Origin of the sequence: Plantactinospora sp. CA-290183 (genome assembly GCF_050936375.1) — a bacterium.
Classification (GTDB): Bacteria; Actinomycetota; Actinomycetes; order Mycobacteriales; family Micromonosporaceae; genus Plantactinospora.
Genome location: NZ_JBNJMX010000012.1, coordinates 76,365 through 99,499, shown reverse-complemented (window position 1 = coordinate 99,499; position 23,135 = coordinate 76,365). Strand labels below are relative to the sequence as shown.

Annotated in this window: 20 protein-coding genes, 3 tRNA genes and 1 pseudogene; 11 read left to right on the top strand and 13 right to left on the bottom strand. The window is 73.1% G+C overall.

Annotation, left to right across the window (positions count from 1 at the left end):
- Nucleotides 1-152: 152 nt before the first annotated feature.
- Nucleotides 153-1,827: pseudogene (gene hutU, locus ACQEUR_RS18480) on the bottom strand (urocanate hydratase).
- 25 nt (nucleotides 1,828-1,852) lie between these two features.
- Nucleotides 1,853-2,716 (bottom strand): MurR/RpiR family transcriptional regulator, encoded by an 864-nt coding sequence (locus tag ACQEUR_RS18475; protein ID WP_433032471.1) that lies wholly within the window; start codon nucleotides 2,714-2,716, stop codon nucleotides 1,853-1,855.
- A gap of 67 nt (nucleotides 2,717-2,783) precedes the next feature.
- On the opposite strand from ACQEUR_RS18475, the gene ACQEUR_RS18470 reads away from it, so the two are divergent.
- Nucleotides 2,784-3,617: a class I SAM-dependent methyltransferase gene (locus ACQEUR_RS18470; RefSeq protein ID WP_433032468.1), complete on the top strand. Its 834-nt coding sequence runs from the start codon at nucleotides 2,784-2,786 to the stop codon at nucleotides 3,615-3,617.
- 15 nt (nucleotides 3,618-3,632) lie between these two features.
- Here the strand turns inward: ACQEUR_RS18470 and ACQEUR_RS18465 are convergent, their stop codons facing one another.
- The 5 genes from ACQEUR_RS18465 to bcp form a co-directional block, all read right to left on the bottom strand.
- On the bottom strand, nucleotides 3,633-4,151 hold the full coding sequence (locus tag ACQEUR_RS18465) for an N-acetyltransferase family protein (protein WP_433032466.1): 519 nt from the start codon (nucleotides 4,149-4,151) through the stop codon (nucleotides 3,633-3,635).
- Between the two features lie 122 nt (nucleotides 4,152-4,273).
- Nucleotides 4,274-4,354: transfer RNA gene (locus ACQEUR_RS18460), tRNA-Leu, on the bottom strand.
- A 108-nt stretch (nucleotides 4,355-4,462) separates the two neighbouring features.
- Nucleotides 4,463-5,524 (bottom strand): hypothetical protein, encoded by a 1,062-nt coding sequence (locus ACQEUR_RS18455; protein ID WP_433032463.1) that lies wholly within the window; start codon nucleotides 5,522-5,524, stop codon nucleotides 4,463-4,465.
- 30 nt (nucleotides 5,525-5,554) lie between these two features.
- Nucleotides 5,555-6,781: a low temperature requirement protein A gene (locus ACQEUR_RS18450; RefSeq protein ID WP_433032460.1), complete on the bottom strand. Its 1,227-nt coding sequence runs from the start codon at nucleotides 6,779-6,781 to the stop codon at nucleotides 5,555-5,557.
- A gap of 88 nt (nucleotides 6,782-6,869) precedes the next feature.
- Nucleotides 6,870-7,346 (bottom strand): thioredoxin-dependent thiol peroxidase, encoded by a 477-nt coding sequence (bcp, locus tag ACQEUR_RS18445; RefSeq protein ID WP_433032457.1) that lies wholly within the window; start codon nucleotides 7,344-7,346, stop codon nucleotides 6,870-6,872.
- A gap of 139 nt (nucleotides 7,347-7,485) precedes the next feature.
- Between bcp and ACQEUR_RS18440 the strand changes: the two genes are divergently transcribed.
- The 4 genes from ACQEUR_RS18440 to ACQEUR_RS18425 are packed head-to-tail and all read left to right on the top strand — an operon-like array spanning nucleotide 7,486 to nucleotide 10,233.
- On the top strand, nucleotides 7,486-8,208 hold the full coding sequence (locus ACQEUR_RS18440; protein ID WP_433032454.1) for an energy-coupling factor ABC transporter permease: 723 nt from the start codon (nucleotides 7,486-7,488) through the stop codon (nucleotides 8,206-8,208).
- A 2-nt stretch (nucleotides 8,209-8,210) separates the two neighbouring features.
- Nucleotides 8,211-8,597, top strand: a complete 387-nt coding sequence (locus ACQEUR_RS18435; protein WP_433032485.1) for a PDGLE domain-containing protein — start codon at nucleotides 8,211-8,213, stop codon at nucleotides 8,595-8,597.
- A gap of 8 nt (nucleotides 8,598-8,605) precedes the next feature.
- Complete coding sequence (gene cbiQ, locus ACQEUR_RS18430) at nucleotides 8,606-9,376, top strand: cobalt ECF transporter T component CbiQ (RefSeq protein WP_433032451.1); 771 nt, start codon at nucleotides 8,606-8,608, stop codon at nucleotides 9,374-9,376.
- Nucleotides 9,373-10,233 (top strand): energy-coupling factor ABC transporter ATP-binding protein, encoded by an 861-nt coding sequence (locus tag ACQEUR_RS18425; RefSeq protein WP_433032448.1) that lies wholly within the window; start codon nucleotides 9,373-9,375, stop codon nucleotides 10,231-10,233. The genes cbiQ and ACQEUR_RS18425 overlap by 4 nt, the downstream gene beginning before the upstream one ends.
- Nucleotides 10,234-10,278: 45 nt before the next feature.
- Here ACQEUR_RS18425 and ACQEUR_RS18420 read toward each other — a convergent pair whose 3' ends face one another.
- From ACQEUR_RS18420 to ACQEUR_RS18410, 3 genes are read right to left on the bottom strand one after another with little or no spacing between them, the layout of a single operon-like run.
- A complete protein-coding gene (locus ACQEUR_RS18420) occupies nucleotides 10,279-11,412 on the bottom strand; it encodes a hypothetical protein (RefSeq protein WP_433032445.1) in 1,134 nt (377 codons plus the stop codon).
- Nucleotides 11,409-12,128: a DsbA family protein gene (locus ACQEUR_RS18415; protein WP_433032442.1), complete on the bottom strand. Its 720-nt coding sequence runs from the start codon at nucleotides 12,126-12,128 to the stop codon at nucleotides 11,409-11,411. The genes ACQEUR_RS18420 and ACQEUR_RS18415 overlap by 4 nt, the downstream gene beginning before the upstream one ends.
- The gene (locus tag ACQEUR_RS18410; protein ID WP_433032439.1) at nucleotides 12,125-12,655 is read right to left on the bottom strand and encodes a DoxX family protein; all 531 of its coding nucleotides are present in this window, start codon (nucleotides 12,653-12,655) and stop codon (nucleotides 12,125-12,127) included. Before ACQEUR_RS18410 ends, ACQEUR_RS18415 begins: the two co-directional genes overlap by 4 nt.
- Before the next feature lie 386 nt (nucleotides 12,656-13,041).
- Between ACQEUR_RS18410 and ACQEUR_RS18405 the strand changes: the two genes are divergently transcribed.
- The 3 genes from ACQEUR_RS18405 to ACQEUR_RS18395 all read left to right on the top strand — a co-directional run bounded on the left by ACQEUR_RS18405 (nucleotide 13,042) and on the right by ACQEUR_RS18395 (nucleotide 17,475).
- Entirely contained in the window at nucleotides 13,042-14,847 is a 1,806-nt protein-coding gene (locus ACQEUR_RS18405) for a copper resistance CopC/CopD family protein (RefSeq protein ID WP_433032436.1), read from the top strand.
- Between the two features lie 11 nt (nucleotides 14,848-14,858).
- Nucleotides 14,859-15,611 (top strand): YcnI family copper-binding membrane protein, encoded by a 753-nt coding sequence (locus ACQEUR_RS18400; RefSeq protein ID WP_433032433.1) that lies wholly within the window; start codon nucleotides 14,859-14,861, stop codon nucleotides 15,609-15,611.
- A gap of 193 nt (nucleotides 15,612-15,804) precedes the next feature.
- On the top strand, nucleotides 15,805-17,475 hold the full coding sequence (locus ACQEUR_RS18395; protein WP_433032430.1) for a hypothetical protein: 1,671 nt from the start codon (nucleotides 15,805-15,807) through the stop codon (nucleotides 17,473-17,475).
- A 163-nt stretch (nucleotides 17,476-17,638) separates the two neighbouring features.
- Here the strand turns inward: ACQEUR_RS18395 and ACQEUR_RS18390 are convergent, their stop codons facing one another.
- On the bottom strand, nucleotides 17,639-18,931 hold the full coding sequence (locus ACQEUR_RS18390; protein ID WP_433032427.1) for a glycosyltransferase family 87 protein: 1,293 nt from the start codon (nucleotides 18,929-18,931) through the stop codon (nucleotides 17,639-17,641).
- Between the two features lie 74 nt (nucleotides 18,932-19,005).
- Here ACQEUR_RS18390 and orn point away from each other — a divergent pair, with 74 nt between their 5' ends.
- Nucleotides 19,006-19,596, top strand: coding sequence for an oligoribonuclease (gene orn, locus ACQEUR_RS18385; RefSeq protein WP_433032424.1), 591 nt, complete (start codon nucleotides 19,006-19,008; stop codon nucleotides 19,594-19,596).
- Between the two features lie 120 nt (nucleotides 19,597-19,716).
- Nucleotides 19,717-19,792 (top strand) — tRNA-His (locus tag ACQEUR_RS18380).
- A 51-nt stretch (nucleotides 19,793-19,843) separates the two neighbouring features.
- On the opposite strand, the gene ACQEUR_RS18375 is transcribed toward ACQEUR_RS18380, so the two are convergent.
- Nucleotides 19,844-21,157 (bottom strand): Ig-like domain-containing protein, encoded by a 1,314-nt coding sequence (locus ACQEUR_RS18375; RefSeq protein WP_433032421.1) that lies wholly within the window; start codon nucleotides 21,155-21,157, stop codon nucleotides 19,844-19,846.
- Between the two features lie 194 nt (nucleotides 21,158-21,351).
- The gene (locus tag ACQEUR_RS18370) at nucleotides 21,352-22,590 is read right to left on the bottom strand and encodes an Ig-like domain-containing protein (RefSeq protein ID WP_433032419.1); all 1,239 of its coding nucleotides are present in this window, start codon (nucleotides 22,588-22,590) and stop codon (nucleotides 21,352-21,354) included.
- Nucleotides 22,591-22,777: 187 nt separating this feature from the next.
- Between ACQEUR_RS18370 and ACQEUR_RS18365 the strand changes: the two genes are divergently transcribed.
- Nucleotides 22,778-22,853 (top strand) — tRNA-Lys (locus tag ACQEUR_RS18365).
- The last annotated feature ends 282 nt before the right edge of the window (nucleotides 22,854-23,135 follow it).

The following is a 23,135-nucleotide window of genomic DNA, read 5'->3' as shown; positions in this document are numbered from 1 at the left end:
CCGGTCTCCGGGTCCCGCCCGATCGGCGCGATCTCGTCCCACCGGGCGCGGAACTCCGCTGCGCCGGCTCCGGCTCCGGCGCGGGCCCCGGCCTGGGCCCGCAGCGAGAGGTGGGGTCTTTCCACAGAATCCGATGTCAGAGGGGCCCTTCCTTACCGCTCGGCCATGGGGATGCGCAGGTTGCCGCTGGCGGCGGCCTCGGCCGCGTCCGGGTAGCCGGCGTCGACGTGCCGGAGTACGCCCATCGCCGGGTCGTTGCTCAGCACCCGCTCGATCTTCTGTCCGGCCAGCGCGCTGCCGTCGGCCACAGACCTGGCCGGCGTGGATGGAGCGGCCGATGCCGACGCCGCCACCGTGGTGGATGCTCACCCAGGAGGCGCCGCTGGCGGTGTTGACCAGCGCGTTGAGCAGCGGCCAGTCGGCGATCGCGTCCGAGCCGTCGGCCATCGCCTCGGTCTCCCGGTACGGGGAGGCGACCGAGCCGGCGTCCAGGTGGTCCCGGCCGATCACCACCGGTGCGGAGAGCTCGCCGGCGGCGACCATCTCGTTGAACCGCACCCCGGCCCGGTCCCGCTCGCCGTGGCCGAGCCAGCAGATCCGGGCCGGCAGGCCCTGGAAGGCGACCCGCTCCCCGGCGAGCCGGATCCACCGGGCCAGCGACTCGTTCTCCGGGAACAGGTCGAGCACCGCCCGGTCGGTGGCGGCGATGTCGGCCGGGTCACCGGAGAGCGCGGCCCAGCGGAACGGGCCCCGGCCCTCGCAGAAGAGCGGCCGGATGTACGCCGGCACAAAGCCGGGGAAGGCGAACGCCCGGTCGTACCCGCCGAGCTGCGCCTCGCCCCGGATCGAGTTGCCGTAGTCGAAGACCTCGGCGCCGTTGTCCAGGAAGCCGACCATCGCCGCGACGTGCTTGACCATGGAGGCCCGGGCCCGTTCGGTGTACTCGGCCGGCTTGACCCGCGCCAGCTCGGCCGCCTCGGCCAGCTCCACCCCCTCGGGCAGGTACGACAGCGGGTCGTGCGCGCTGGTCTGGTCGGTCACGATGTCGATCTCGACGCCGCGGCGGATCAGCTCGGGAAAGACGGTGGCCGCGTTGCCCACCACCCCGACCGAGAGCGCCCGCCGGTCCCGTCTGGCGGCGACCGCCTGGGCCACCGCGTCGTCGAGCGAGTCCGCGACGGTGTCCAGGTAGCGGGTCCGCACCCGCCGGCTCAGCCGTTCCGGGTCCACGTCGACGATCAGGCAGACGCCGCCGTTCATGGTCACCGCCAGCGGCTGCGCGCCGCCCATCCCGCCGCAGCCGGCGGTCAGGGTGAGCGTACCGGCGAGGGTGCCCGAGCCCGGCTCCGGCGCCCCGCCCCGGGCGGCGAGTTTCGCGGCGACCGCGGCGAACGTCTCGTAGGTGCCCTGGAGGATGCCCTGGGTGCCGATGTAGATCCACGATCCGGCGGTCATCTGGCCGTACATGGTCAGGCCGAGCTGCTCCAGCCGGCGGAACTCGGGCCAGGTGGCCCAGTCGCCAACCAGGTTGGAGTTGGCGATCAGCACCCGGGGCGCCCACTCGTGGGTGCGCAGTACGCCGACCGCCCGGCCCGACTGCACCAGCATCGTCTCGTCGTCGGCCAGCGTGCGCAGCGTCCGGACCAGCGCGTGGTACGACGGCCAGTCCCGGGCCGCCCGGCCGGTCCCGCCGTACACCACCAGGTCGTCGGGGCGCTCGGCCACCTCCGGGTCGAGGTTGTTCATCAGCATCCGCAGCGCGGCCTCCTGCGGCCAGCCGGCGGCGCTGCGGGTGGTGCCGCGGGGAGCGCGGATCGGCTCGGGCATCGGATCTCCTTCGTGGTGGTGCGGGTCAGCCGACGAAGAGCTGGCGGCGGGCGGCGGACTGCTCGAACTCCTCCAGCCGGCGCTGGGCGTCGGCCGGCGTGGCGTCGCAGATCGCCTGCAACAGCACCATCGACAGCGCCATCGGCGCACTGTGCAGGTCGAAGACGAGCTGGGCGCCGGCGGCGGGGAGGACGATCTCGGCGTACTCGGCGGCCGGGCTCACCGCCGAGTCGGTGATCACCACTACCGACATCCCGCCCTCCCGCGCCTCGCGTAGCGCCTCCAGCGCCTCCCGGGGATAACGGGGCAGCACGATGGCGAGCATCGCGGTGGCGCCGGCGGCGCGGGCCTGGTCGAGCCGGTCGGCCAGCAGGCTGCCGCCGGAGTCGCAGACCCGCACGTCGGGGTGCACCTTGGCGGCGAAGTAGGCGAAGTACGCGGCCAGGGGGGCGGCCGCGCGCAGCCCGAGCACCACCAGCGGCCGGCTGTTGGCGAGCAGGTTGCCGGCGGTGGTCACCCGGTCCCGGTCGGCGAGCTGGTCGGCCAGCCGGTGCAGGTTGTCGGCCTCGGCGCGTACCGCCCGCTGGGTCTCGTTGCCGGCCGGCGGGCCGGACTCCGGCCGGGCCTGCCCGGCGGCGGCGATCTCCCGCAGCCGGCGGCGCAGCGCGGGGTAGCCGTCGTAGCCGAGTGCCATGGCGAATCGGGTCACCGACGGCTGGCTGACCTTCGCCAGCTCGGCGACCTCGGCCGCCGAGAGGTACGCGGCGGAGGCGGCGTGCTGGACGAGGCTGTGCGCGATCCGTCGCTGGGTCGGCGTCAGCCGGATGCCCTGGAACAGGTCGAGCACGCGGTCCGTCGGGGGCGCCGCGATGACACCGCTGTCATTCACGACAAGACTGTATGCATGAAAGCATTCAGAGGCAATGGGGCCGGCCAAACGTGATAAAACACTCCAGGTGGACGGTACGAAGCTCCGGCGCGCCATCGCCCGGACCCGCCTGGCCCCCGTAGCCGCCTTCCCCATGCGCTTCATGCGGGTCGCCCGGCACGACGCCCGGATGATCGGCGTCTCGGCCAGGTGGCTGCTCACCTCGCGCGAGCACCACAACTACACCTACGACCTGACCCGGCTCAGCCGGGAGCACCTGGCCTGGTTCGTCAGCGTCAGCTGCGACGCGCCGGTCAAGCAGGTGCGGGGGCACCTCGACGAGATCGAGCGGGACGACACCCTCCGCCAGCACATCGAGCGGGCCACCGCGGCCTCCGACCGGCGCGGCCTGGCCGACCGGACGGTCCGGTACGCCCGGCGCGTCGGCTGGTACGCGATCGTCCGGGCGATCCGCCCGACGCACGTGGTGGAGACCGGGGTCGACAAGGGACTGGGCACCTGCGTGCTCGCCACCGCCCTGCTCCGCAACGCCACCGACGGCGCGCCCGGCCGGGTCACCTCGCTGGACATCAACCCCGAGGCCGGCTACCTGGCCCGGTCCGAGCCCTGGGCCAGCGTGGTCGATCTGGTGATCGGGGACTCCATCGCCTCGATCAAGGCGCTGGACCGTCCGGTCGACCTCTTCCTGCACGACAGCAACCACCACGCCGGGCACGAACGGCGGGAGTTCCAGGCGGTCGAGCCGAAACTCGCCCCGGGCGCCCGGCTGCTCACCGACAACGTCACGATCACCAACGTGCTCGCCGAGCACGCCGAGAAGACCGGCCGCCGCTTCCTCGCGTACCGGGAGACCCCCGCCCGGCACTGGTACCCCGGCGACGGGATCGGGATCGCCTGGTAGCCGCGCCGGCCGTCGTCAGGGCAACGGCAGCCAGAGCAGGATCTCGTCGCGGTCGTCGCCGGGGGCCACCCGGAGCGCACCGGGCAGCCGGCCGACCTCCTGGTAACCCAGTCCCTTGTAGAACCTCTCCAGCCCGTGCCCGCTCCGGACGGTGACGTGCAGTGCGGCCCAGCCGTTCGTCCGGGCCACCCGCTCGGCCGCGCGCATCAGGGCCAGGCCGTGGCCCTGCCCCTGCCGGTCCGGGTGCACCATCACCCGGGTGAGGAGCCGCCAGTGCGCCTTGAGCCAGAACCCGGGGTCGGTGACGAAGAGCAGCGCCACCAGCCTGTCACCCTCGTACCCGACCAGCAGTCGGTCGGGGCCCGCCCCGGTACGCGCCAGGGTGGCCCGGGCGAGCGGCCGTACGTCCTCCTCGGTGACCGGGGGGACGAACCCGACGGCGCCGCCGGCGTTGGTCGCCGCGGTCCAGAGCCGGACGACCTCGTCGGTCAGCTCGGTGGTCAGCGGCGGGTCGAGTACGAAGCGGAGCTCCATGTCGATCATCCTCGTCGCAGCGCTGGCCCGGTGGGCGACGGCGGGCGTCGGCCGTGACCGTGCTAACAACCGGACCGGGCGGCCGGCGCGACCGGGCGCCGTCGGGCCGCCGGACTGATCGGTGCGGGAGAGGGGAGTCGAACCCCTACGCCCGAAGGCACAGGAACCTAAATCCTGCGTGGCTGCCATTACACCACTCCCGCTCGCGTCTGCGAGTCTAGACCGCCGGGGCGCACCGGGCCGCAACCCACCCGCCGCCTCGCGACGGCTGCCCCGCACGTGGCCGCCGCCTCGCGACGGCTGCCCGCACCCTAGCCGTCGGACCGGCGGCGCCCCCGAACCGTGCTCGCGGCGACCAGCACGGCCGCACCGACGACGGCCCAGATCGCCAGGGTGCCCGCCGGCCAGCGGGCCGCGTCGGCACCGAAGTAGGCCACCGACTTGATCATGTCGGTGGCCAGGCCGGGGATGTTCCACCGGTGCATGGCGCGGAAGAAGTCCGGCAGGAACTCCGGGGCGTAGACGCCGCCGGAGCCGGGGTTGCCGAGCACCACCAGCACCAGGATGACCAGCGCGGTACCGGGCAGCCCGAGCCAGCTCTGCACCGCCGCGGTGGCCATGGCGGCGGCGAAGGCCACCAGGGCTCCGGTGCCGACCAGGCCGCCGAAGTCGCCGGGGAAGACGTCCAGGCCGGGGCCGACGACCAGGGCGCCGGCCAGCCCGAGCAGCGCGGAGTGGACCGCGAGGGCACCGATCCGGACGGCGGCCCGGGACAGGCCTGCGGGCACCGGGCCGAGGGTGATGGCGAGGGCGACCGAGCCGAGGTAGCCGCCGAGGACGAACCCGACGCCGAGATAGAACGGAACCAGGCCCCGGGGGTCGCCCGCGGCCACCGGGATGGCGTCGCGGACCACGAGGGGGACCTGCGCGCGTTGCGCGGCGGTGCTCACGAGCTGGCCGATCGCCTGGGCGGCGAACGGCGCGGCGCCGCTCGCGGTGGTCAGGGTCAGCCCCGGCGCGCCCCCGGCCGGCCCCGATTCGAGTACGGCGTATACGTCGCGCCGGTGCAGCGCCCGGTCCGCGGCGCCCCGGTCGGGGTAGGCGATCGGGGCGAGTTCCCTGCCGTGCTGGCGTACGGCGGCGAGCAGGGTCCGGGCGGGCTGGTCGGTGCCGACGACGGCGACCGGCAGGTCCCGGGGCCTCGGATCGTGCAGCGCCCCCACGTAGGAGACGATGAAGCCGGTGGCGAGCACCAGGGTGCCGAGCAGCATCAGCGCGCCGCGGAGCAGCGCCGGGCGCCAGATCCGGTCCGGCTCCGCCCGCTGCCCGGCGGCCCCGGTCGACGGCGGGTACGGACTGCTCGGATTGTCCATCAGCTCACGCTATAAGCAGGTAGTCACCGTCTAGGGGTGATTCGCCGGGGCCGGGCCGACCCGGACGATCTCCCGGCTCACCACGATCGCGTAGCCGACCAGCACGGCCGCGGTCAGGGTCAGCGCCAGCAGGGGCCGGGTGACCACGGCCATCACCAGGCCGGCGGCGGCGACGCCCAGGAACGCCAGGACCAGCCGGATCCGGGCGACCGCGCCGAGGGAGAGCCGGTGCAGCGCCAGGCCGGTCAGCATCCACACCCCGATCGACACCCCGAGCACCAGGCGCAGCACGCCGGGCAGCCGCTCCGACCCGGCGGCGACCTCCCGGACGACCTGACCGAGCGCCCAGCCCAGGAAGAGGATCGCGGCACCGACCGGTGCGTGCAGGTAGGCGTACCCCTGCCCGCCGCGCAGCCGGGACGCGGCCAGCCCGCTGGTCAGGAAGGTGGTGTAGACCCACCAGAGGCAGGCCGGCACCAGGAAGGCGACCGCCGCCGCGGCGACCGCCTCGCCGTTGCGCCCGTGCAGCGGTACCGCGCTGAGCAGGTTGGCCAGGGTGCTGCCCAGAAGGATGATCACGTACTGTCCGACCCGCTCCGGCAGGTGTGACCGGTCGACCGGATGCCGCGCCAACCAACGGTGCCCCAGCCAGGGCGTGCTCAGTTCGAGCAGCAGCGCGACGGCCCACAGCACCGGCCGGGTCGACGGCGCGAGCGCGAGCGAGGCCAGCCAGAGCAGCCAGCCGGTGCCGAAGCCGGCCAGGTAGACGGTCGCCACCGGGCGGGCGGAGCGCCGGGTGCCGAACACGCGCAGGTACATCAGGATCAGCGCGCCCCGCAGCAGCAGGTAACCGATCGGCAGCAGCAGGCCGTGCGGGACCTGGTGGGCGCCGAGCGCGAGACCTCCGGCGCCGATCGCCGCCGCGAAGACCAGCAGCCGGTGCGGCCCGTCGTCCGGGTCGAACCGGGTGTCGTAGAACGACTGGCTGAACCACGCCCACTGGACGAGCAGGAACACCCCGAGCGCGGTGAGCGCCCGTCGGGTGTCCGGGGACGCATCGGTACCCAGCCGGGCGGTGGCCGAGGTGAGCGCCAGCACGATCACCAGGTCGAAGAAGAGTTCGAGCCAGGTGGCGTGCCGCTCGCTGTCCTGACCCGCCGGTCCCGGGGCGCGCAGCCGCACCAGGCGGGCCGCCGCGTGCAGCCCGGGAACCCCTCGCCACCGGGCATCGCCACGTTTCCGGCCAGGAGCGATCACCAGGGGTAATCATCGCGTACCCCGGGACGGCGCGCGGCGGCTCGGTCCAGGTGCTCCCCCGGCGGGCCGGTCCCGGCGACGGCAGGCGTCAGTCCAGGCCGAGGTCGCGGCGGAGCTTGGCCACGTGCCCGGTGGCCTTGACGTTGTAGAGCGCCCGCTCGATCCGGCCCTGCTCGTCGATGACGAAGGTGGAGCGGATCACCCCGGTGACCGTACGTCCGTAGGACTGCTTCTCGCCGTAGGCGCCGTACGCGGTCAGCACGGCCTTGTCGGCGTCGGCGACCAGCGGAAACGTGATGGCGTCGCGCTCGCGGAACTTCGCCAGCCGGTCCGGGCTGTCCGGTGAGATGCCGACCACCTCGTAGCCGGCCGCCTGCAGGGAGGCGAGCGAGTCCCGGAAGTCGCAGGCCTGCTTGGTGCAGCCCGGCGTCATCGCGGCCGGGTACGCGTAGAGCACCACCTTGCGACCGCGCAGCTCCGTCAGCGAGAGCGTCTCACCGCTGTCGGTGGGGAGGCTGAAGTCGGGCGCGGCGTCGCCGGGCGCGAGCGGGGAGGGCGAGGTCATGACCTGGACCCTATCGCCCGGTGGATCCGAGATTGCGCGTGGTGTACGCCTCTTGCAAAGTATTGGCAACTGTTGTGGCCGGCCCATAGGCTGAGCCGGCCGGCGCGGCGGATCCCGTGCCGGGGACAGGGGAGGTGACGTGGACAGTCTGGCGATGCACATCTCGAACGGGATCGTCAACGGTCCGGTGGCAGCGGTCTTCGCCGTGTTCGCGCTGGTGGTGCTCGCGCTCTGCGTGGCCCGTGGGCGGCAGGACCTGGACGACCGGCTGGCGCCGATGGCCGGCCTGGTCGCCGCGTTCATCTTCGCCGTGCAGATGCTCAACTTCCCGATCTTCAGCGGCGCGGTGAGCGGGCACCTGCTCGGCGGGGCGCTGGCGGCGGTACTGGTCGGGCCCTGGGTCGGTGCGCTCTGCGTGGCCGTGGTCCTCATCGTGCAGTCGCTGATCTTCGGTGACGGCGGGGTGGCGATGCTGGGCCTGAACATCACCAACATGGCGATCCTCGGTACGGCCGTCGCCTACCTGCTGGTCGCCCTGCTGCTGCGCCTCCTGCCGCGCACCGTCAACGGGCTCGGGGTGACCGCCTTCGTCGCCTCGGTGGTCAGCGTGCTGGTCGCCTCGCAGGGCTTCGTCCTCCAGTACTGGCTCGGCGGCACCACCGACGTCGGCAGCAGCCTCGGCGGGCTGGCCGGCACGATGGCCGGGGTCCACCTGCTGATCGGCATCGGTGAGGGGCTGATCACCGCGACCACCGTGGTCACCGTGGCCAAGGTCCGACCCGACCTGGTCTACGCCCTGCGCGGCCTGCGGCCGGTGCCGGCGGCGGCCGACGCCGTGCCGGTCACCGGAGGTGTGCGATGACGATCACCCGGCGTTCCGGGGCCTTCATCCTCGGCGGGCTGCTCGTCGCCCTGCTCCTCGCCGGGGTGGTCAGCAACTTCGCCTCGGCCCACCCCGACGGTCTGGACTCGTCGCTGCGCAAGGGCTGCACCTTCGACGCCGAGGACAACATCACCGGCGGCAGCTGCCCGGCGCAGGAGACCAGGGAGCACGAGCTGGCCGACTCCCCGCTGGCCGACTACGGCGTACGGGGCGTCGACAACCCGTACCTCTCCACCGGGCTGTCCGGGGTGCTCGGCGTGCTCCTCACCTTCGCCGTCGGCGGCGGGCTGTTCTGGCTGGTCCGGCGCCGCCCCGGCGCCGACCGTGCGGACGCCGGCCCCGCCGCCGGGACCGGCACCGGGGAGTAGGGGACCGGGTGGGTGCCGGGCACGCGCACGTGCTGTACCGGGAGCGGACCTCGCCGGTGCACCGGCTGCCACCGGAGGTCAAGATCGCGGCGATGGTGGCCTTCACCCTCGCCGTGGTCGCCACCCCGCGCGAGGCCTTCTGGGCGTTCGCCGGCTACGCCGGGCTGATCGCCCTCGTGGCGGCCCTCGCCCGGGTCGGCGCCCGCTGGCTGGTCACCCGCTCGCTGATCGAGCTGCCGTTCGTGGCCTTCGCCTTCGCGCTGCCGTTCCTCGGCGCGGGCGCGCGGGTCGAGTGGCTGGGGTTGCAGCTCTCGGTGGACGGGCTCTACGGCGGCTGGAACATCATCGCCAAGGGGACCCTCGGAGTGCTCGCCTCGCTCCTGCTCGCCGGCACCACCACGATGCGGGACCTGCTGCTGGGCCTGGACCGGCTGCGCTGCCCGCAGATCCTGACCCAGATCGCCACCTTCATGCTCCGCTACCTCGACGTGCTGGTCGGCGAGGCACAGCGGATGCGGGTCGCCCGGCTCTCCCGGGGCGACGATCCGAGGTTCCTGTGGCAGCTGCGCGGCTTCGCCGTCGGGGTGGGCGCGCTCTTCCTCCGCGCGTTCGAGCGGGGCGAGCGGGTCTACCTGGCGATGGTGTCCCGGGGCTACCAGGGCAGGATGCCGGCGGCCTGGCGGGACGACGGGGCGGCGCGGGTCCGGCACTGGCTGGTCGCGGCGACGGTGCCGCTCGCCGCGACCGGCATCGCCGCCACCGCGGTGGTGCTGCGATGATCGGGCACGTGGAGCCCCTGCCCGGGCCCGGGGCGTCCCCGCCCCGGACGTCCCGCCCCGACGCGCCGGCGTCCTCGGCCGCCGTAACCGCCGTACCGTCGCTGGACGTCCGCGGCCTGCGGTTCAGCTACCCCGACGGCCAGGTCGCGCTGCGCGGGGTCGACCTGACCGTGCCCCGGGGCGGGCGGGTGGCCCTGCTCGGCCCGAACGGCGCGGGCAAGACCACCCTGGTGCTGCACCTCAACGGCATCCTCTCCGCCGGGGCCGGCACGGTGACCGTCGGCGGGCTCGCGGTCAGCCGGGAGCGGTCCACCCTGGCCGAGATCCGGCGCCGGGTCGGCATCGTCTTCCAGGACCCCGACGACCAGCTCTTCATGCCGAGCGTCGCCGAGGACGTGGCGTTCGGCCCGGCGAACCTCGGCCTGCGCGGCGCCGAACTGGCCGCCCGGGTGGAGGAGGCGCTCGCCGCGGTCGGCATGGCCGAGCACCGGGACCGGGCCCCCCAGCACCTGTCGTTCGGCCAGCGCCGCCGGGTGGCGGTGGCCACCGTGCTGGCGATGCACCCCGAGGTCCTGGTCCTCGACGAGCCCTCCTCCAACCTCGACCCCGCCGCCCGACGCGAACTGGCCGCCATCCTGCGGGGGCTGCCGGTGACCCTGCTGATGGTCACCCACGACCTGCCGTACGCGCTGGAGCTCTGTGACCGGGCGGTCATCCTCGACGACGGCCGGATCGCCGCGGACGGGGCGACCGCCGACCTGCTCGCCGACACCGACCTGCTGGCCCGGCACCGGCTGGAGCTGCCCTACGGCTTCGACCCGGCGCTGGCGGCCCGGCAACTCGCCGCCGGCGGGTAAGGAAGGGCCCCCGCTTATCGCTTCCGGTAGAGGAAGGGCCCCTTCCTAACCGCCCTCGGCCGTCCGCAGGCCGGCGCGCGGCGAGGCCGCCACCGGATCCTCCGGTGCGGCCGGGTCCACCGGCCGGGTCGCCCGCAGCCGCAGCACACCGGCCATGGTGAGCCCGGCCCCGATCGCGATCACCAGCGCGACCAGCAGCCGGGCCGCCCCCGCCGGCCACGGCACCGGCACCACCGACCGGAGGAAGACGGCCGCGTTCGTCACGCCGGCGAACAGGGCCAGACCGGTGCCGGCCAGCGCGAGCGCGAAGTCCGCCGCCGGCCGCCGGGAGATCGCGTACGCCCCGGCGGCGAGCGCGCCGAGGCCGGTGAGGGTCGGCCAGAGCTGCCCGCCGAACAGCACGCCGAGCAGGGCGCCGGTTCCCGCATCCGCGCCACGGCCGAGCGCGAAACCGATGGCGGCGACCCCGCCCAGGCCGGCGAGCGCGGCCAGGGCGACCGTGCCGGCCCGACCCGCGCGGGAGGCCCCGGGCAGCAGGCCGAGGGCGCCCACCGCGAGGCCGCCCAGCAGGCTCAGCGCCCACCAGGGGAACGGATCCGGTGGAGGTAGCCAGTCCAGGCTGCCGTGCAGCTCCAGCGCGGTGGTGCCGTCGCGCAGGGGCACCACCCAGTCCCGGATCCGGTGCTCCTGCTCCGGTGCCGCCGCGACGGCCGGTGGTTGCCCGGACCCGGTCCAGCGGCTGCGCTGGTCGTGCCAGCGCGCCAACGGCTCGGTGCCGACCCGCTGCCAGGACGGCGGTTGGCTCGGATCGGCACCGGCCGGGATCCCGGTCTCCCCGTCCAGGGTGCGGTTGAGGTACGTGGCCGGGGAGCGGCTGTTCTCGTACACGCCGTCGGGGCGGATCTCCAGGTACGGCTCACCGGCGTACCCGAGCACCTCGATCGTGCGCCCGGTGTGGTTGAGCAGTTCCAGCCGGGCGCCCGCCTCGATCACCCGTACGGTGAGGCCCGGCACCTGCGGGTTGACCCCCCGCACCGTGCTGCGGTAGTTGGTGCCGTCCGGGGCGTCCGCACCGTGCGCGGCGGCCGGGGCGGCGAGCGCGAGCGCCCCGAGCAGCCCCGCGACCAGGGCCCCGAGGAGCTGGGTCGGGCGGGCCCGGAGCACGCCGTGCCGGCTCACCGCCCGGCGGCCGCCACCGCCGCGGTGATCGCCTCGGCGCTGGCCTGTACCTGCTTGCCGGCGACCAGCACGGTCGGCGTGCCCGTGACGCCGGCCCGGCTCGCCGCGTCCGTCACGTGCTCGGTCCATGGTTCGAAGGTATTCGCCCGGACGCAGTTGCCAAAACTGTCCCGGCCCAGCCCCACCCCGGCGCCGATGTCGATCAACTCGTTGTCGGTCAGCCCGGCGCTGCCCTCCGGCGGCTGCCGGTCGAACAGCGCCCGGACGTACTCCCGGAACTTGCCGCCCTCGGCGGCGCAGCCGGCGGCCGCGGACGACCGGGTCGAGTACTGCGTGCTGGAGAAGCGGTTCAGGAAGGCGACCGGGTGGTAGGTCACCTTCACCCGGCCCTGCGCGACGAGTTGGTCCAGGGTGCCGCCGGCCTGCTGCTCGAAGGTGCGGCAGATGGGGCAGATGAAGTCCTCGTAGACGTCGACCGGGACCGGGCCGGAGCCGAGCACCACGCCGGTGCCGTCGGGGTTGGCGCCGGCCGGCGGGGTGAAGTCGCCGGACTGCTGGCTGCGGTAGATGCCCCACCCGATCAGGCCGGCGAGGACGAGCAGGACGGCGGCGGCCGCCGAGGTCCAGAGCGTCCGCTTGCGCCGTCGCTCCCGGGCGAGCTGTTCCCGGACCACGCGGGCGGGGCGACCCCGCCCCTTCGGGTTCTTGCTGTTCATTGCGTCTCTTCCTCGCTGTCTTCCAGTGGGGCGCGGCCGGTCGCGGCGTCCACCGAGAACGGGGTACGCGGCCAGGCCAGCAGGAAACCGGCGAGCACCAGGAACGCCAGGTCCCGGAGGATCTCCGTGCCGTACGTCGGGTCCTGTCCGGCGGCCAGGTCGCCGCCGCTGCCGAAGCAGCCGCAGTCGATCGAGAGGCCGCGCGCCCAGGCCGAGGCGATCCCGGCGATGAAGACCACCAGCAGTACGGCGGAGACGCCCGCGACCAGCCGGGTCGCGAGCCCGATCAACAGGAGTACGCCGAGGGCGAGCTCCACGAAGGGCAGGGCGGCTCCGATCACCACCGCCAGGTCGTACGGGAACACCTGGTAGGCGTTGACCGCCCGGCCGGAGGCGGCGAGGTCCCCGATCTTGGAGGCGCCGGCGACGAGCCACACGGCGGCCAGACCCAGCCGGGCGGCGGTACCGATCCAGGGGCGGGCGGTCAGCCAGCGGCTGGTTCCTGTCACACGCTCAGTCACGATCACTGGTCGTCCCGACCTGCCCGGAAGTTCCGGGCAGCCGTGGTGAGCTTTCCGTCAGTTCCGTCATCGCCGTGGGTGGAATCACGGTCACTTACGGTACGCGGACCCTTCCGGTCGGGAGCGGTGATCGACCTTCCCGCCCACCGGGTCGACCGGAACCCGCCCTCCGGGCCGTCCGGGACCCGCCCCACCGGGCCGATCGGAACCCGTCCCGGCGGTCGATCGGAAAAGGCCGGACACGCCGGGAACTTTCCGGGGTGGGCCGCCGACTATCGAGACGTGGCAGGGGATCTGGATCGAGGGGCGGCGGCGTCGCGGGCCGATGCCGCCCCGGGGGCGGACGGCCGCCGGGCACCCGAGGTCGCGCCGGGTGGGGTGGTTCGGCGAGCATGTCTCGCATGACTGCTGCGAACCGCCGTCGGCTGACGCGCGCCGGGGCGACCCTCGGCCTGCTGCTGGCCGCCCTGGCCCTGCTGCTCGGCCCAGCCACCCCGGCCAGCGCACACGCCGTCCTGGTCAGCAGCAGCCCGCCCGCCGGGGCGGTGCTGCCGGGCGCGCCGGCCGAGGTCGTGCTCACCTTCAGCGAGGCCGTCCGGAAGGTCCCGGACAAGATCCGCGTGCTGGGTCCGGACGGAGAGCGGGTGGACCGGGGCGAGCCGACGTTCAACGGCGCGATCGTCACCATCCCGGTCGACCAGGCCGGCCCGTCCGGCACGTACCTGGTCAGCTATCGGGTGATCTCCGCGGACAGCCACCCGGTCGCCGGCGCGTACACCTACTCGGTGGGTGCGCCGTCGACGCCGCCCACCGACAGCGGTACCGACGGGGTGCACCCGGCGGTCGACGTGGCGGTACGGGTCGCCAAGTACCTCGGGTACGCCGGCCTGCTCCTGCTGGTCGGTCCGGTGCTGGTGCTCAGCCTGCTCTGGCCCCGGCGGCTCGACCGGCGCGGCCCGGCCCGGCTGGCCTGGACCGGTGTGGGACTGATCGCCCTCTCGACCCTGGCCTCGATCTGGCTCCAGGTGCCCTACGCCGCCGGAGGCGGGTTGTTCGCGGTCAGCGGCAGCGGCTTCGGCGACGTACTCGGCAGCGCGTTCGGGGCGGCTCTGCTGGTCCGGTTGGGCATCCTGGCGGCGGCGGCCATCCTGCTCCGCCCGCTGCTGACCGGGCGGGCCGGAAAGAGCGACCACATCCTGCTGGTCGTCCTCGGGGTGGCGGGGCTGGCGACCTGGCCCATCGCCGGGCACGCTGCCGCGTCGCCGGTGCCGGCGGTCTCGGTCGTGGTCGACACCGTCCACCTGGCCAGCATGGCGGTCTGGCTCGGTGGCCTGGTGATGCTCGCCGTCTTCCTGCTCCGGCAGGCGAACGACCGGGAACTCGACGCGATCCTGCCGGTCTGGTCCCGCTGGGCGACGGTGGCGGTCTCCGCCCTGCTGCTCGCCGGCGTCGTACAGGCCCTGATCGAGGTGAGCACGCCCAGCGCGCTCGTCTCGACCACGTACGGCCGGCTGATCATTGCCAAGGTCGTCCTCTTCGGGCTGGCCATCGCGGTCGCGGCGTACTCCCGGCAGCTGGTGCGGCGCGCCCTCGTCGGTGAGCTGGCGGACCCCGCCGAGCTGGCCGAGGACGCCGAGCCCGACGAGCATGCCGAGCTGGATGAGCATGCCGAGCACGCTGAGGACGCCGGGCCCGACGGGCCGGACGAGCCCGACGGCTCCGAGCCGGACCTCCGGTCGGACCGGGCGGCCCGACCCGGCCGGATGCGTCGCGCGGTCTGGGTCGAGCTGGCGATCACCGCCGTCGTGCTGGCGCTCTCCGCGGTGCTCGTGCAGACCCCGCCGGCCCGGACGGCCGGTGCCGAGGACGCCGCCCGGGACCTCTTCTCCACCACCCTGACCAGCGAGCTCTACCGGTTGCAGGTGGAGGTGAGCCCGGCCGGTGTGGGCAGCAACTCGGTGCACCTGTACGCCTTCACCCCGGAGAACAAGCCGCTGCGGGTCATCGAGTGGCGGGCCACCGCCGCCCTGCCGGACCAGGGCGTCGAGCCGATCGAGGTCCCGCTGCTGCCGTTCACCGACAACCACGCCACGGGGGAGATCAGCCTGCCGACCCCGGGGAGTTGGCAGCTCCGCTTCACCCTCCGGATTTCCGACATCGACCAGGCCACGGTGAGCGCCACCGTGCCGATCACCTAGAGAGGTAATTCATGATCCGTCACCGCAGGGGCGCGCTCTCCGCCGTCGCCCTCGTCCTCGGTGCCAGCGCGGTCGGCGTGTTCGGACTCGCCGCTCCGGCGTCCGCACACGTCACGGTGAACCCGAAGGAGGCGACCCAGGGGGGCTACGCCGTGGTGAACTTCCGGGTGCCGACCGAGAGCGACACCGCCGCCACCACCAAGGTGGAGGTGACGATGCCCGAGGACGCCCCGGTCGCCACGGCGGCCATCAAGCCGGTGCCGGGTTGGACGGCCGCGGTCGAGAAGCGCAAGATCGATCCGCCGTTGGAGGTGCACGGCAGCCAGGTCACCGAGGCGGTCTCCAAGATCACTTGGACGGCGTCCTCCGGCGCGGCGGTGAAGCCGGGCGAGTACCAGGAGTTCCCGGTCCAGATGGGACCGCTGCCCAAGGTCGACCGGATGGTGTTCCGGGCGCTCCAGCACTACTCCGACGGCAACGTGGTGCGCTGGATCGAGCCGCCGGCGGCCAACGGTGGCGAGGCGCCGGAGGATCCCGCGCCGGTGCTGACGCTGGCCGCGGCGCCGGCCGCCGGTGCGCCGTCCACGTCGGCCCCCGCCGATCCGGCCCCCGACCTGGAGGCGGCGGCGTCGACCGGGGACGACGACAACTCGCTCGCGCTCGGACTGGGCATCGCCGGGCTGATCGCCGGTCTCGGCGGACTCGCGCTCGGCGGACTGGCGTTCGCGCGGGCCCGCCGGACGAGCGTTCCGCCAGCCGCCTGAGCCGCGGTCCGCACCGATTCGGCGGCGATTCCCGGGGGCTCTCCGCCGGCCCGCCCGGCAACCGATCCGGGGTACGTCCACTGGCCCGTCGACCTCCGTCGGCGGGCCAGCGGCGTTTTCAGGCAATAATCCGTGTTCAAGCGATTTCGCTCGGTATGGTCGGCGGATACTGCGACCCAGAGGAGAGACGCGAATGCGGTTCGTACGGCTGACCGCCGGGATACTCCTGCTCACGATCGGACTGCCGGTACTGCTCGCGGGTGGGGCACTGTGGACCGTCTGGCAGCAGCGCGGGCCCAGCGGGACGTTCGGTGGCCCGTTGGAACGGGTCGAGACGGCCGGCCACGCGATCGTCGTACCGGATCTGGATTCGCTGCTGCGCCGGGACGCGCCGTTCGTGCGTACCGGCCGGACCGGGCTGCGGATCATCGCCCGTACCGGCCCGGATCCGGCCTTCGTCGGGCTCGCGCCCGCTGCCGAGGTTTCCCGCTATCTCTCCGCCACCTCGTACACCCGGGTCGACCGGGTGAGCCTGACCAGGGGGAGCCTGCCGCTGCGGGTCACCGCCGCGGAGCGTCCGCCGGCCGGTGCCGCGATCGGCCTCCCCGGTGAACAGAACTTCTGGGTCCGACACGGTGTCGGGGCGCTCGACCTGGCCCCGGACGAGGTCTTCGGACACGGCCTCAGCCTGGTCGTGATGTCCCCCGAGGCCCGGCCCGGCGTCGGCGTCGACCTGCGGGCCGAGGTACGTCCCGGGTGGCTCGCGCCGCTCACCCGGGTCTCGCTGGCCGCCGGGGCCTTCCTGGCGCTGATGGGCATCGCCCTGCTGGCCTGGCCGGTGCGGCCGGTCCGGCCCCGCGAGGTGGTGTTCGTCGTCGAACCCGACCAGGTGCCGGTGCTGGCCGCCCGGCTCGGCGTGCCCAGCCTGGACCAGGTCGGCCGGTCGCCGGAGACGGCGCCGGGCCCGCCGGGCCAGGCGGGGACGTTCTCCGCTCGGACGCCCGGCCCCGCCGGGCCGGTGTCCGAACCTTCTGGTCAGGTCCCCCTGCGGGCGGCGCAGTTCTCCCGATCGACCGGACAGTTCTCCCGGCCGGCGGAGCAGGTTCCCGGGCCGGCGGAGCGCGGGATGCGGCCGGCGGAGCAGCCGGCCCAGTCCGGGTCGGCGGGGTCGTCGGCGGACGGTTCGGCCCGACGCATCCGCGACACGGTGCCGATACCGTTCCGCCCGGCACCGCCCGCGGCGGGCCACGCGGAGCGTACGGCGGCTGCCGAGGCGAGACCGCCGGACCGGCCCGAGACCCTGGCGGACGTGCTGATGGGCTTCGGCGGAAGGAACGAGCCGGTGTCGACGCCCCGGCCCGACCGCCTCGGCTGGCCCTCGGCAAGTCCCTTTCTGGGCACGCGGCTCTCCGCGCCGGTCGGGCCACCGCCGCCTCCCGGGCCGGTCGGGCCGCCGCCTCCCGGGCCGGTCGGGCCGCCGCCTCCCGGGCCGGTCGGGCCGCCGGTGTCCGCGCCGCCCGGTTCGGCGTCGATGTCGGTCGCGCCGGTGTCGGCGCAGCCCATGCCGGCGCCCGCGCCGGTGCCGGTACCCGCGCCCGCACCCACCCCGCCGATGCCGCCGCCACCGGCTCCGCCCCGCCCCATGCCTCCGGTGCCCTCACCGGTGCCGCCCGTGCCCGCGCCGGCCCCGGTACCGGCGGCGGTGCAGAACCAGCCGCTCCGGCTGCTCACCGTACGACCGGCGAGTCCGGGTGCGGAACTGGTGGCGGCGGAACAGCCGCAGGCCGGCCGGACGCCGCCGAACCGGTCGAGGTGGTACGACAACGAGCCCCGGCGCTCCGATCGCCTGCCGTCGAGTCACTGAGCAGGGCGGGGCCGGAGCGGCGAGTGGCCCCCCGCGCTGCCGACACGGAAGGCCACTCTCACCGGGGGATCGGTGTACCGAAGGGACGTTGTTGGTGTTGGCACTAGATTAGCCGCATCAGGGCGGACTAGATAGATCTGTCCATTTGGTGCAAGTTCTGCTCCTACCGGACGCTCGGCTCCCGCCGGGGCTCGACGGGTTCGGCGCGGGGCTCCGTCGCGTTCGGCCGGATGGGGAGCACCACCAGCAGCAGCAGGGCGAGCAGCACGTAGAGGTTGCGCAGCAGGAACTCGCCGGGGGCATTCGTCCGGTCGAAGTCGCGCCCCCAGTCGTAGTACGAGACCACCCCGTACACGATGACGACGGTGACCAGTGCGGAGAGTGCCAGCAGCGCGATCCGGCGGCGGCGGCCGGGCGGGCCGGCGGCCGGATCCGGCCGGCGTAGCCCGACGTCGACCAGCACCACCAGGGCCGGGATGAACCAGTAGGCGTGGTGGGGCCAGGTGATCGGTGAGACCAGGATGCCGACCAGCCCGGTCAGGGTCAGGCCGGCGACGACGTCACCGGCCCGGGCGGCCCGGGCCGCCCGCCAGAGCCCGTACCCGGCGATCGCGACCACCAGCAGCAGCCAGAGCAGCTGGTGGGGTCTCTCCGGCGTGGTGAACCGGCTGAGCAGGCCGTACAGCGACTGGTTGCCGGTGTAGTCGGGGCGGCCGACCCGGTCGGTCAGCCAGAGTTCGTGGGTCCAGAACCGCCAGGAGTCGCCGGGGGCGATCGCCGCCGCCAGCAGTGTCGCGCCGGCCGCCGTGGCGCTCGCCACCAGCGCCGCCCGCCACCGCCGGGTGGCGAGCAGGTAGACGATGAAGATGCCCGGATAGAGCTTGATCGCCGTCGCCAGCCCGATCCCGACGCCGGCCCAGCGCGACTTCCGGGGTACGGCGAAGAGCAGGTCGGCCAGGACCAGCACCACCAGCAGCATGTTGATCTGGCCGAACAAGATCGTCTCGCGGGTGCTCTCCACGGCGAAGACCAGCGGTACGGCGAGCCCCGCCGCGAACCACCGGGACACACCGTGGCGGCGGGCGACCGGCGAGACCAGCCACCAGGTGGTCACCACCAGCGCGAGCGCGGTGAGCGTGGTGAAGAGAGCGACGGTGGCGCCGATCCGCAGGTCGGCGAAGGGCCGCAGCAGCAGGGCGGTGAAGGGCGGATAGGTGAAGTACAGCTCACCCTGGACGTCGTCGGCCTGTACGTAGTCGTAGAGCGGATTGCCCGCAGCCCACCAGCGGGTCGCACTGACGTAGATCTTGAGGTCGAAGAAGTGGTGCGGGGCGTTCAGCGCGTAGAGGAAGGGCACCACCGCGGCGATCAGCACCACGATGACGATTTGACGCGCGGTCCGCCCGCCAGGATCGTCCTCGACGGTGTCCGGGGGCGCGGTGGGATCGGGGGGCACGGGAAAACCCTAGCGGGCCGTTCTGTCCGCAGCGTTGAGGCGCGGGTCCCCGGGCTGCGCGTAGTCTGGGCGGCGTGGCTGATCTTCTCGTCTGGGTCGACTGTGAGATGACCGGGCTCGACCTCGGCAAGGATGCGCTGATCGAGGTCGCGGCCCTGGTCACCGACCGGGACCTCAACGTGCTCGGTGAGGGTGTCGACGTCGTCATCCACGCCGACGAGCAGGCGTTGGACGGTATGCCGGAGATCGTCCGGGCGATGCACGAACGGTCCGGTCTGACCGAGGAGGTGCGCCGCTCGGCGGTGACCCTCGGCGAGGCGGAGGACCTGGTGATGGAGTACATCACCACGTTCGTGAAGGAGCCGCGGACCGCCCCGCTCTGCGGCAACTCCATCTCCACCGACCGGGGTTTCCTGGCCCGGGACATGCCGAAGTTCGACGCGCACCTGCACTACCGCATGATCGACGTCTCGTCGATCAAGGAGCTGTGCCGGCGCTGGTACCCCCGGGTCTACTTCGGCCAGCCGGCCAAGGGACTGACCCACCGGGCCCTGGCCGACGTCCGGGAGAGCATCCGGGAGCTGGAGTACTACCGCCGGACGGTCTTCGTGCCGTTGCCCGGTCCGGACGTCGACACCGCCAAGGCGATCGCGGCCGAACTCTGAGCCGTCCCGCCCCGCTCGGCCAACCCGGTCGACGGGGCAGGTCGCGATGTGGCTATCATTGGTCGGCGCCCCGCCCAGGATCGACTCCCGGGTGTGGCGTTGCGGATGTTTCCGCGCGTGGTGGCTGTAGCTCAGTTGGCAGAGCACCGGGTTGTGGTCCCGGGTGTCGTGGGTTCAAATCCCATCAGTCACCCCACGAAGAAGGCCGGTCGGGGAGTCCCCGACCGGCCTTCTCACTTCTACCGGGTCATGGCGTCGTCGTCGCGCTCGCCTGCGGCGACGGCCCGCCCGAGGGGGTGCCGCCGGGTGCCTGGTACGGGATGGCGCTGCCCTTGACGTACTCGGACCAGCTCATGTTCCAGTCGGTCCAGCCGTTGCCGTTCTCCAGCCTGCGCTCGGTCCCCTTGACCACGATCGGGTCGCCGACCTTGGTCTGGCTGAACAGCCAGGAGGCGTTCGCGGTCGACATGTTGACGCAGCCGTGCGAGACGTTGGTGCGGCCCTGCGAGGCGACCGACCAGGGTGCGGCGTGGACGAACTCCCCGCCCCAGGTCAGCCGCTGGGCGTACTCGATGTCGGTGACGTAGCGGTTCGCCGGGTTCGGGTCGTCCCGGGTGTCGAAGACGGTCTTCCTCAGCTTCTCGATGACCACCATCGTGCCGCTGGAGGAGGGGGTGCTCTTCTTGCCGAGGCTGATCGGGATCGTCTTGACGACCCGGCCGTCCTTCTGGACCGTCATCTTCTTGGTCCGGTTGTCCACGGTCATCAGCACCGCCGCGCCGACCTTGGCGTCGACGGTGAGGTCGGCCCGGCCGTACCAGCCGCCGCCCATCGGCAGACCACCTGCCTGGATCTTGTAGAAGACCTTGGTGTTGGCCTTCCAGTAGGTCTTGGGGCGGTAGCGCACCTCGGTCGGGCTGACCCAGCGCCAGATCCCCTCCTGGGCCGGGGTCGCCCGCACCGTCATCCGGCGCTGCACGTCGTCCCGGTAGTCCTCGGGGATCGCCCGGCTGAACTTCACGATCAGCGGCATGCCGACCCCGACCGTCTGACCGTCACCGAGGAAGCTGGTCACCCGGATCTGCTTGCCCGGCTTGGCCATCGTGGTGAAGGTGCTGGTCGCCGTCGCCGGCTTGCCGTCGTCGCCGGTCGCCGTCACGGTCGCGGTGTACGTCGTGCCGTAGTCGAGCTGCTCCTCCGGCAGCCACGTACCGGCAGCGGTGAGCGTGCCCTCGACGGCCGCACCGGCCGCGTCCTTGACCTCGACGGTGGTCTCGGTGGCGTCCTTGCTGGTGAAGGCGATCTCCGCCGACGCGGGCACGTCCTTCGCGTCGGCGGCCGGCGCGGTGATCGCGGCCGAGGCCTTGGGCTTCTGCTCCGGGTCGCCGCCCTGCCAGGACGACCCCCCGCCATCCTTGCCGCCGCTGGTGCAGGCGGTCCCGGTGAGGGCGAGGGCGCCGGCGAGCAGGACCGAGGTCGCCACCCGCACCGCCCGCAGCCGCCGGGATGCCGGCCCCGCTCCGCTGGTACACCGCCTCAACTGTCCTCGGCTCGCTCGCATGATCCCCTCACAGTGTTCCCACGGCCGTTTCCCCACTCGGTACCCACGGCCATCCTCTATCAATGACGCCAGCCGGCAAGTTTTCGTTTCCCTCCGTGCTGGGAAACACCGTGGAGCGGACTGGTATGGACGGGTAGGCGGGCATTTGTCACGACCTCGGCATGCGCCCGCCGACCCGTACGCCGACCGTCCGGCTAGCCGGACTGTCCCGCGCCGCCGCCGTCGGTGACGGGGATGGCGCTGCCCTTGACGAACTGCTCCCAGGAGAGGTTCCAGGCGGTCCAGCCGTTGCCGGCGGCCAGCTTGCGCTCGGTGCCGCTGACCGTCACCGGATCACCGACCTTGGTCTTCTCGAAGAGCCAGCGCGCGTTGGCGGTCGAGACGTTCACACAGCCGTGCGAGACGTTGCGCCGACCCTGGTTGGCGACGGACCAGGGCGCGGCGTGGATGTACTCCCCGCCCCAGGTCAGCCGCTGCGCGAAGTCGATGTCGGTGACGTACCGGTTCGTCGGGTCCGGGTCGTCGCGGGTGTCGAAGACGGTGGACTCCTTCTTCTCCATCACCACCATGGTGCCGCTGGAGGAGGGGGTGCTCTTCTTGCCGAGGCTGACCGGGATGGTCCGGACCAGCTTGCCCCCCTCGTAGACCGACATCTTCTTGGTCCTGTTGTCGACCTTCATCTCGAACCTGTCGCCGATCTTGCCGGTGGCCTTCCGGTCGACGTTGCCGTACCGCCCGTTGCTCAGCGGAATGCCCTCGAGCCCGATCCGTACGTCGAGCGTGGTGCCCGGCTTCCAGTACTCCTTGCCCCGGTAGTAGGCCTGGGTGCCGTTCTCCACCCAGTGCCAGGCGCCCGGCTGTGGCGGGTCGGACGTGACGAACATCCGCCGCTGCACCCTCGCCCGGTCCTTCTCCTTGATGCCCGGTGAGAACTCCACCACCACCGGCATGGCGACGCCGTAGGTCCTGTCGTCGAAGAGGTAGAGGCCGGAGCCGATGACCGAGCCCGGCTTGGCCATGGTGGTGAACGAGGTCGTCTTCGTCTCGCTCTGCCCGGCCGGCGTGGTCGCGGTGACCTTGGCGGTGTACGTCTTCGCGTACTTCAGCGGGGTGGCCGGCACCCACGAGGAGCCGTCGTCCCGCAGCGAACCCTTGACCTCGCCCCCACCGGCGACGGTCAGGGTGACCTGCGTGATCTTCCCGCCGCTGACCTTCGTACCGATCTCCGTGCTGACCGGCTGCTTCTTCGCTCCCTCAGCCGGCGTCACGGCCAGCGCCAGCGGCTCGGCGGGCGGCGTCGGACTGGCGCTGGCGCCCGCCGACCCGCTCACGAGCCCCGGTTTCTTGTTCTCGTTGCCGCACGCCGCCGTCCCAAGCGGCGTGACGACGGCCAGGGCGACAACCGTCGCCCAGGCCCGCGTGACCTTCCCCATCCCCACCTCGGTCCACTCGAATCCCGCAGACATCGTGCCGTATCACGGCCATAGTTTCGTGCCCCGACACCGGACGTCTGGGCGGAATGGGGACTTTTGTCCCGATAGAGGTGCTGGACACCGGCGGGGGGTATCTGGTTGGAGGGCCCCTGCGCGCCCGTGTTAAGGTTTCTCCCGTTGTCAGCGAGCGCCGCTAGCTCAACTGGCAGAGCAGCGGACTCTTAATCCGCGGGTTCGGGGTTCGAGTCCCTGGCGGCGCACCAACGATGAAGGCTCTGACCTGGCGTTTTACGCCGGATCGGAGTCTTTTTCGCGTCCATTGTGGATGTGTGGGTGCTCCGTGGGTGCTCGGCGGTTTGGGCGGGCGTGATCTTGCCTGCCGGCCGGTGTTCCGACCGCCGCCTTGTCGCGGGTCTGTCCGTGTGATGTTGCGGAAGCTGGCGGTGTCGGTGGGACGTGTTGTCCCGGCGGGTATCGGGTGTGACTCACCTTCGGGCGGGCCGCTGGCCAGCCCAGATGGCCCCACCTGGGTTCGGGCGCAGGGA